The organism is Streptomyces durocortorensis (assembly GCF_016901035.1).
In the GTDB taxonomy this organism is placed as follows: domain Bacteria; phylum Actinomycetota; class Actinomycetes; order Streptomycetales; family Streptomycetaceae; genus Streptomyces; species Streptomyces durocortorensis.
This window is the reverse complement of record NZ_JAFEUF010000273.1, coordinates 1-8,126: the sequence shown is the minus strand read 5'-3', so window position 1 is coordinate 8,126 and position 8,126 is coordinate 1. Positions and strand designations below refer to the sequence as shown.

At 69.0% G+C, this 8,126-nt stretch carries 9 protein-coding genes and 1 pseudogene; 5 read left to right on the top strand and 5 right to left on the bottom strand.

The features are described 5' to 3' along the window. Positions 1 to 117 precede the first annotated feature (117 nt). The gene (locus tag JS521_RS31000; RefSeq protein ID WP_205086246.1) at positions 118 to 699 is read right to left on the bottom strand and encodes an HD domain-containing protein; all 582 of its coding nucleotides are present in this window, start codon (positions 697 to 699) and stop codon (positions 118 to 120) included. A gap of 208 nt (positions 700 to 907) precedes the next feature. Here JS521_RS31000 and JS521_RS30995 point away from each other — a divergent pair, with 208 nt between their 5' ends. After that, positions 908 to 1,546 carry an HAD family hydrolase gene (locus JS521_RS30995; RefSeq protein WP_205086245.1) on the top strand — a complete coding sequence of 213 codons (639 nt, stop codon included), beginning with the start codon at positions 908 to 910 and terminating at the stop codon, positions 1,544 to 1,546. 212 nt (positions 1,547 to 1,758) lie between these two features. Here the strand turns inward: JS521_RS30995 and JS521_RS30990 are convergent, their stop codons facing one another. Next, the gene (locus JS521_RS30990) at positions 1,759 to 3,090 is read right to left on the bottom strand and encodes an NsdA family TPR-like regulatory protein (RefSeq protein WP_205086244.1); all 1,332 of its coding nucleotides are present in this window, start codon (positions 3,088 to 3,090) and stop codon (positions 1,759 to 1,761) included. Between the two features lie 35 nt (positions 3,091 to 3,125). Then, positions 3,126 to 3,575, bottom strand: a complete 450-nt coding sequence (locus tag JS521_RS30985; protein WP_205086243.1) for a DNA-processing protein DprA — start codon at positions 3,573 to 3,575, stop codon at positions 3,126 to 3,128. 63 nt (positions 3,576 to 3,638) lie between these two features. Between JS521_RS30985 and JS521_RS30980 the strand changes: the two genes are divergently transcribed. The 3 genes from JS521_RS30980 to JS521_RS30975 all read left to right on the top strand — a co-directional run bounded on the left by JS521_RS30980 (position 3,639) and on the right by JS521_RS30975 (position 5,871). Next, positions 3,639 to 3,899, top strand: coding sequence for a hypothetical protein (locus JS521_RS30980; protein WP_205086242.1), 261 nt, complete (start codon positions 3,639 to 3,641; stop codon positions 3,897 to 3,899). A 677-nt stretch (positions 3,900 to 4,576) separates the two neighbouring features. After that, positions 4,577 to 4,708: a hypothetical protein gene (locus JS521_RS37290; RefSeq protein ID WP_275564237.1), complete on the top strand. Its 132-nt coding sequence runs from the start codon at positions 4,577 to 4,579 to the stop codon at positions 4,706 to 4,708. After that, positions 4,705 to 5,871 carry a methyltransferase domain-containing protein gene (locus JS521_RS30975; protein ID WP_307847977.1) on the top strand — a complete coding sequence of 389 codons (1,167 nt, stop codon included), beginning with the start codon at positions 4,705 to 4,707 and terminating at the stop codon, positions 5,869 to 5,871. Before JS521_RS37290 ends, JS521_RS30975 begins: the two co-directional genes overlap by 4 nt. Positions 5,872 to 6,041: 170 nt before the next feature. Here JS521_RS30975 and JS521_RS30970 read toward each other — a convergent pair. Next, positions 6,042 to 6,729, bottom strand: a pseudogene (locus JS521_RS30970) (hypothetical protein). A gap of 184 nt (positions 6,730 to 6,913) precedes the next feature. Here JS521_RS30970 and JS521_RS30965 point away from each other — a divergent pair. Beyond that, entirely contained in the window at positions 6,914 to 7,441 is a 528-nt protein-coding gene (locus JS521_RS30965; RefSeq protein ID WP_205086240.1) for a DinB family protein, read from the top strand. A 26-nt stretch (positions 7,442 to 7,467) separates the two neighbouring features. Here JS521_RS30965 and JS521_RS30960 read toward each other — a convergent pair whose 3' ends face one another. Further along, positions 7,468 to 8,034, bottom strand: coding sequence for a DoxX family protein (locus JS521_RS30960; protein ID WP_205086239.1), 567 nt, complete (start codon positions 8,032 to 8,034; stop codon positions 7,468 to 7,470). Positions 8,035 to 8,126: the final 92 nt, after the last annotated feature.

The window sequence follows — 8,126 nt, the reverse complement described above, 5'->3', positions numbered from 1 at the left end:
CCCGGTGGCCGGGTGTCGGGGGTCCGCCGGGCCCCCGGCCCCCCCCCCCCCCCCCCCCCCCCCCCCCCCCCCCCCCCCCGGGGCCCCCCCCCCCCCCCCCGGGGGCTTCGGTGAGGGCTACTTCGTGTTCTCGCCCAAGGCGGTACGCAGCCAGTCGAGGCTTCCTTGCGCCAGCAGCTCGTCGGCCAGGCGGTTGGCGGTATCGGTGACGAGACGACCGCGGCTGTTGTCGATCCACCGCTGGGCGTTTTCGTAACCCTGGGCCTTGTATTCGAGGCCTTGGAGCATGCACTCCAGCTTGTCCGCGTCCCGGGCGCAGACCGCCTCCGGCGACTCCTTCGCCTCGTACTCGGCGACCAGCTCGCGGACCGCTGAAGCCAGCACCTCGGGCATGCCCGCAGTCTGGTCGGCGGTGACTTCCTGTGGGTCGCCGGCGGGCGCGTACTTCTTCCCGAGGTGGTTGACGTCCCCGGTACGGGTCTCCTGCGTGTCGTGCCAGACGGCGAGGTAGGCGGCCCGGGCGGGGTCCGCGCCCTCCAGCTTCGCGATGATCGTGGCGATCAGCGCCGTACGCCACGAGTGCTCGGCAACGCTCTCCGGGTCACGTACCCCGGCCATCCACCACCCGGTACGCCGCGTTTGCTTGAGCGTGCCTGCCTCGAACAGAAAGCGGCCCACCGCGGACAGGTCGTTGCTCACGACGTCCTCCTCTCACGCTTCGGCGAGGCGGATCGCGTATCGGATGCTTTCAGGCGTTGCGCGCCGTCAGTCTTCCTCGCTCACCAGCACCAGCACCCCCTGTAAGCTACTGGCCGACCTGGTGACCTGTGTCCCCCTGATTCCCGGTGAGTTCAGCCTCTGGCCGGGAAGATGGCGCGACGGTCGTCATCGACCCTAGGCTCGATGTGTGAAGACGTTCGTGTTCGACATCGGTGAGACTCTCGTCCGCGACGACCGCTACTGGGGTTCCTGGGCCGACTGGCTCGGCACGCCCCGGCACACGCTGTCCGCTCTTGTCGGTGCCGTGACAGCCCAAGGGCTCGACAACTCAGAAGCGCTGAGGCTGGTGAAGCCGGGCATCGACATTCCGGCCGAGTACGCCGCCCGTGAGGCAGCCGGACGTGGTGAGTACCTCGATGAGAGCGACCTGTACGAAGACGTCCGCACCGCTCTCTCGGAACTTCGCCGACTCGGGATGCGCGTCGTGATCGCAGGCAACCAGACCGTGCGCGCCGGAGAGTTGCTCAGGACGCTCGATCTGCCCGCCGATCTCGTCGCGACCTCCGAGGAGTGGGGTTGCGCCAAGCCCTCGGCGGAGTTCTTCGCGAGGGTCCTGCAGGCATCCGGCGCCCCCGCGCGCGACACCGTGTACGTCGGTGATCATCCCGCGAACGACACGTTCCCCGCGGCCGAGGCCGGACTCCGTACCGCGCACATCCGCCGGGGCCCCTGGGGGCACCTATGGGGCAACGACGACCGCGTACACGCGCATGCTGATTGGGTGATTCAGTCGCTCACGGACCTCACCGACATCGCCGCGAAGTAGAGACGGTGGGAGGCCGGCGAGCATCCCGCTACCGCCACCTCCGGCTGTCGACCGATGCGGTGACCAAGGCGCGACGATTCAAGGAATCTCTGCCCCACGCGCAGTCGATCACAGCATGGGGAGACTCCCCACCTTCCGGGTGGAGAGTCTCCTCGAACTGTCGCGGCTTGTCGCAGAGTTCGATGCACGAGTGTGTTGACGCCCGCCTACCGTCACGCCCCCAGCACGTCCATCAAGTGGTCGTCCAGGTCGGCCACGAAGTCCTCCCGCCGCCACGGTCGCAGCTCAACACGGGCTCGGCGCAACCGAATCGCGGGTACGCGACCACCGGTCGCCACCGCCGCGATTACGCACTCGTGCAGCAGCTCGGCAGCCGACCGGGGATCCCCCATCCGGATGCGGGCAAGGGCCTGATCAGTTCTCACGATCGCGCGTTGCACCTGCTCTCGGGGAGCGGTCAGAGCAGCCGCTGATGCGGCGAACCGGTCGTGCGCGACCGAGGGATCGCCGATGTACAGCTCGCACACCCCCTCGAACCCACGAAGGTGACCGGCCGAGAAGGTACTGCCCGAGGGATCGTCGGCGCATCGGCCTTCGATGTCGTACCAGGCCAATCCGAGCGCCGCTTGCGCCTGCCGCTCCCACCCGGCCCGCGCGGCGACCTCGGCCTGGAGCGCGTGCGCTCGCGCTCGCACCTGGGCACTGTCCCCCGAGCCGGCTGCATTCACCGCCTGGTCGACGAGCCGCCGGGCGTCGGCGAGATCGGGTGACGAATAGAAAGTCACGAGCGCGTGGCTCATGTTTACGGACGCCCGCAGCCATGTGTTGCCGAGTTGCTCGGCCTGGGCCGTGGCCTCGGCGTACAGAGCTTGTGAGGCCCCGTCGTCCCGGTTCTCGAACGCCAGCCGACCGGCGAGGGAACAGGCCGCGACGGCGACCGCCCGGACGTTACCGGCCACCGGCCCAGGAAGAGGCCCCGCCTGCAGTCGGCGGCACGCGTCGATCACGGGCGCGAGCAACAGTTGCAGGCGCACCATCGGCACCGAGCCCACTTGTGCGTTGACGTCGGCCACGACCGCGGCCAGCCCGGCCGAGGTTTCCTCGGTCGCCCGGCTCGGGTCTGCCAGGGCAACGGACAGGTCGGCCTGTACGAGAGTGGAGAGCAGAGCGAGCATGCCGCCGGTGTCCGTCGCCGTACGGATGAGAGCTGTACGCAGCGAGGCGACGCGGGACTCACTCTCGCCGAGGTCGAGCAGCGCGCCGAGCAGCTCGGCCAAGTCGGAACCGGCCCCTACAGTTATCTGCCCGGCCGGGGTGCGGGCGTATAGGTGAGCGAGGAGAAGCTGGTACCGCTCGTCGGGCAACGTCGGTGACGCCGACTCCCAGCGGGCCACGGAGCGTTGGACGCTCGCCACGGCGGGCAGGCGCGGCTGATGCAGAGCGTCGGCGATCTGCGAGAGCGCCCGCGCGACTCCGGCCAGAGAGAGGCCACGGCTGTGCCGCAGGCGTTTCAGCGTTGCCGCCCCCGCGGCCCGGTTGCCCATATCGCCATGGTGACGCAGTTCGTGGCAGTGCGTGGCTACACCGGCACGATCAGTCGGGGCTTTCCCTGCTCGGCGGTGTAGTCGATCGTCTGCCACGTCCCGGTCGACGGTTCCGTGGCGTGAGGGAAACCGATGGTCATCGACGTGTGGTCGACCATCCACCGGTTACGTGCGTGGTAGGCCGGGGACTGGAGTTCGGCCGCCCCGAGCTCCACGACCTCCTTGATGCGGCCCCTCGAACGAGCGACGGCCTCCTGTGCCTCGGCCGGCTGCCGGTCCATGGTGCCCGGAGCGACGATCGTGATGGCCGCCGATGTCCGGTCAGCGAGCCAGAGGAGGGCGAGCGAGTCGATGCCCGCTGCGCCGCCGATGTAGAAATGCGCGGCCCGGGCGAAGGGGTTGAGGTATTGCTCGAACAGGTCGGCGTACTCTGCGAGGTCTTTGTGGCCCGTCTGGCGCGTACCGGTGATCGTGACCGTCCTCATGATCCACTCCGTGTCATAGGTTGTCATATTCCCTGCAGCCGGGTCAGTTGAGACCGTCAAGGCATGAAAGCCACCGACCTGCAAAGACTGGCGGGGCACCTGCGCAATCAAGGATTGCGGGTGGTCGCCCTCGAACCCGAACTGCGACTGCACGTCACGGACCCGATGCATGGATTCCTCACCCAGGAGATTGTCGCCGAGGGCGGGCGGTACGTCACAAGCTTCCGTTCCGACATCGGCGAGCGCGGTCGGGAGAAGAAGTGCGCCGACCGGATCGCGCACCTTCTTGCGGATTCGCTGCCCACCACAGAGGGGGCGTCATGACCGGAGTGGCGGAAAGGCCGCTGCAGCAGAGCGGCGACAAAGTGTACCGGTCCTGGCTCGGGCACACCCAGTTCTGCGCCGCCTGTCGTGCCGGGGTCTGCTGTCCGACGGCTGTGCGTTTGGGTCGTGTCTGGCGGGAGGTGCGGCGCGGATGAGGTGTCCCGTGGACGGGGGTGTGCATGAGTCTCCGGTCGGGGATGAGGCGGGGGCCTGCTGGCCGGAGCGTGGGGTGACGTTGTTGTGGCGTGGTGATCCGATCACCGTCACCGATGTGACCGGGGCGGCGGATGTCTGCCTGGATGCGTTGTCGGTGGGGGCGGATGGTCCATGCAGTGTTGTGTGCCGGAGTGCCCTGGTGACGGACCTGGCTGACATGCATGCCCTGTGTCGCTTGCCGGGGTGTTCCTGCCCGTGCCACGTCGTGGTGACCGCGCTCCGGGATGCCGGATGAGCGTCGCCTTGTCGGTGACGGATGTCCCTACGTGTGAGGCGTGTTGGCGTGAGCCGGTGACCGCCGTGCGGAACACGGCCCTTGGGCGGGATCTGTTGTGTCGGGCGTGTGCGGAGGGTGGTTGTCCGCGCAGGGTCGATCTGTTCCCGCCGTAAGGGATCTACCGGCTCAACCGTCCCGCGAGCCAGTCAGTTGTATCGAATGCATCGATCAAAGGAGATGGACGATGACCAGCATTTACGTTCCGGTGGAGGCCGGGAAGCACGGCGGGGCTCCGTCGGACAAGCCGTGGACGCCGCCGCAGGAGCCGAAGCCGTCGCCGGACGGCAGCCGCCCCCAGTTCGTGCCGCAGTCGTGAGCGGCGCATCGGAGGCACCTACGTACCCGGACCTCGTGCGGGATCTCGCTGATCGTGGGTTGCTGACTGGTCGGTGGCGGCAGGTGTTCGAGGCTGTTCCGCGCAGCCGGTTCGTCCCGGCCGACGTCTGGCGACAACTCCCGGACCGGTGCGAGCCGGTGGTGGGGGCGGATGCCTGGCTGGCGTTGGTGAACAGTGATGAGCCGGTGGTGACGCAGCTCGACGACGGGGCCGAGGGCGGGCCGGGCATCGCGACGTCGTCGAACTCGATGCCCTCGATGGTCGCCCGGATGCTCGGGCTGCTCGAAGTCCGGGACGGGATGCGGGTGTTGGAGGTCGGGACCGGCACGGGGTACGTCGCCGCGTTGCTCTGCGAGCGGCTCGGTGATGATCTGGTCCACAGCGTGGAGCTGGATCCGGTCGTGGCGCGGCAGGCGGCCGAGGCATTGGCCCAGTCCGGGTATCGGCCGCGGTTGCGGGTCGGGGACGGTGAGCAGCCCTGGCCCGGCCTGGGGCCCATGGACCGGCTGGTTGCCACCTGCGCCCTGCGGTACGTCCCGCACACGCTGCTGCGGCAGGTCCGCCCCGGCGGGATCGTCGTGGCCCCGCTGGCCCGGGAGTTCTGGTCGGGCGCGCTGGTCCAGCTTCGGGTTCAGGAGGACGGCACTGCGGTGGGCCCGTTCCGTGGCGGGGCCACGTACATGCCGATGCGCGCCCACCGCGTCCCCGATCTCCACGAGGTCCGGGGGAAGGGGCGGGCTCGTGCGGCCGGCCTGGATCCCGCCCGGCTCCTGGATCTCGGGTTCGCCCTGTTCGCGGGGGCGCGGCTGCCCGGTGTGCGGCTCATCCACCAGGCCGCCGGTGAAGGTGTTCAGGTGTGGGTGACCCATGGGAACGGGAGTGCCGCGAGTGCTGCTACCGGGGAGGAGGTGTGGCAGTACGGGCCCGGGTTCCTGTGGGAGGAGATCGAGCAGACCTGGTGGGAGTACGAATCGGCCGGGCGGCCCGGTCCCGAGCAGTTCGGGCTGACCGTCACCGACCGGGGGCAGCACGTCTGGCTCCGCGATCCGCGCGCGGTCATTGGACCAGGCAGGGGGCAGTTTCCGCGCCGGCCGAGTCCCGCGCCGCGTGCGCAGGCCCGCGTGCGCGGGGACCACGACTGATCGGGCGAGAAGAACTCCCCGCAGGGAGCAGTCCTGAGGCGCGGGCTTCATGTGGTTCACGTGTGGGAGAGGCCCGCCGGGCGCCTTCGTCGTGCGGCGCGCCGGGGCCTTCTCACGTCCTCGGCGCGGTGGTGCGGAGTGCGCCGGTCCTACGGTGACGGGGCGGGTGGTCAGATGACGCGCGGGATGACCTCGTCGCGCTTGGTGGACCAGTTCGTGACGATCGGCTTGTCCACCGTGGGGGCGTCGGGCAGCTCGACCTGGGCCGGGTTCAGGTCGTCCTCGGAGGTGGCGATGATGACGTTCTCGAACTTCTTGCCGCCCTCGCCCTCGGTGGTCTTGGCGTCGATCCCGGCGTACGCGACCGAGGAGCCGGAGAGCTTGATCGGGTCTTCGCCGCCCTGGCCGACGGGCGAGGCCACGCCGTCCGCGCCCGAACCGAAGGAGACGCTCGGGGTGTTGACGTCCAGGTAGCAGGTGATGCCGGACTTGGCCTTGGCGGTGACGAGGTAGTGGCTGATCGGCTGGGCTTCCCACGTGACCGTGAAGTCCAGGTCGTTGGTGCCGCAGGACTGGCCGTAGCCGCTCTTGTCGCCGCCGGTGGATTCTCCCTTGTCACCGGACGTGGAGCCGCCGCTCTTGGAGCTTCCGGCCGACGCGCTCTCACTGGCGGAGGCGTTGTCGCCCGACGGGGTCTCGCCCTTGCCGTCCCCGGTGGAGGAAGCGGAAGCGGAGGGTGCTGCGGGGGCACCGTTTTCCAAGGGGGTCCTCGGGGCCGCAGGCCGTGGTCGCGGCGAGGGCTGTCACGGCGGCGGCCAGGACGAGACGGGCGGAACGGGTGGCGGGACGCGAGCGCATCATGAACTCCAACGGCGCTCGACTGTGGTGGTCTGTGCTGACATCGACGACGTTAGGGGCGGCTCCATCCTGAAATGATCCTGCCCATGTCCAGGTCCTGTTTCAGCGAATCCGTTCCATGAAAGCGGTGTTGAACTGCGCCGGATTTTCAGCGGAGTACGTGACCGACTGCGAGGATGGAATGATGAGCAATCCCCGCTGCGAGCTGCTGCGCTGGCAGTTCGACATGACCTGGTCACTGTTCGACTACCACCTGGAGCGGCTCGGGCCCGATGACTTCCTGTGGGAACCTGCTGATCTGTCGTGGACCGTGCGTCCGGATCCCGCCGGAAACTGGCTGCCGGACTGGGCCGAGACCGAACCCGACCCCGTCCCTGTTCCCACCATCGGCTGGGTGAGCTGGCATATCGGATGGTGGTGGAGTACCGCCATCGCTCACCTACGAGGCCGGACGCCCCGGGAGCGTACCGACGTCACGTGGCCGGGCAACGGGCCGGAGGCTGTCGCCTGGCTTCAGGATCTGCGTACCCAGTGGCTGGCTGTCCTCGACGAACTCACCGACGTCGATCTTGACGCCGTCTCCACGCTGCCGTGGCAGACCTCGCCGGACAACACCATCGGACACGCGGTCGCCTGGCTGAACGCCGAGCTGATGAAGAACGTCGCCGAGATCGGGCAACTGCGCCTGCTTCGGGCGGCGTCGAAGCCGTAGGTCGCACGTTCCGCCGGCTGTGCCGGTCACCGTCCTCGTGACCCGCGGCGGGCCCCGTGACTCCACTCGTGCGCGGCCACGACCAGGCACACCGCCACCAGGACCACGTTCTTGACGACGTACTGCCCCTCCATCGTCGGGGCCGGCGAGTGGGGTTGCCACATCGCGTCGGGGAGGAGGAAGAGGGTCGAGAACACGCCTCCCATGTGCAGGAAGAACGCGACGAGCGCGGGGCGCAGCAGGCGGCGGCCGACGATCAGGCCGATGCCGATGGCTGTTTCGAGCGCCGCGAGGGAGAGCAGCAGCACCGTCTCCGGTACGAGGCCCAGGGTCATCTTCGTGGCCGCGTCGATGGCCACCTGCTCGGCGGGGCTGGCCGAGGGGAACAGCTTCAGCATGCCGAAGCCGACGAAGACGATGCCGACCGTCGCCCTCAGCAGGGTGAGGGCGTGGGTGTCGACCAGCTCGGCGAGTCGGAGAGGGAACCGGGAGCCGGGAGGGCGGGCAGCTTGCTCCAACTGGGCCTCGGCCATTGGGGATTCAGGAGTTTCGCCGGTCGGGGACAGGCTCGGTTCTACGGTGTGGCTGCTCATGTGCGGTCTCCCGTGATGTCTGTGGGGGTGGGAAAACGTGCATGGGTGGACCCGCGCGGCTCGTCGGGCACCTGGGGCGATGGGGGGGGGAA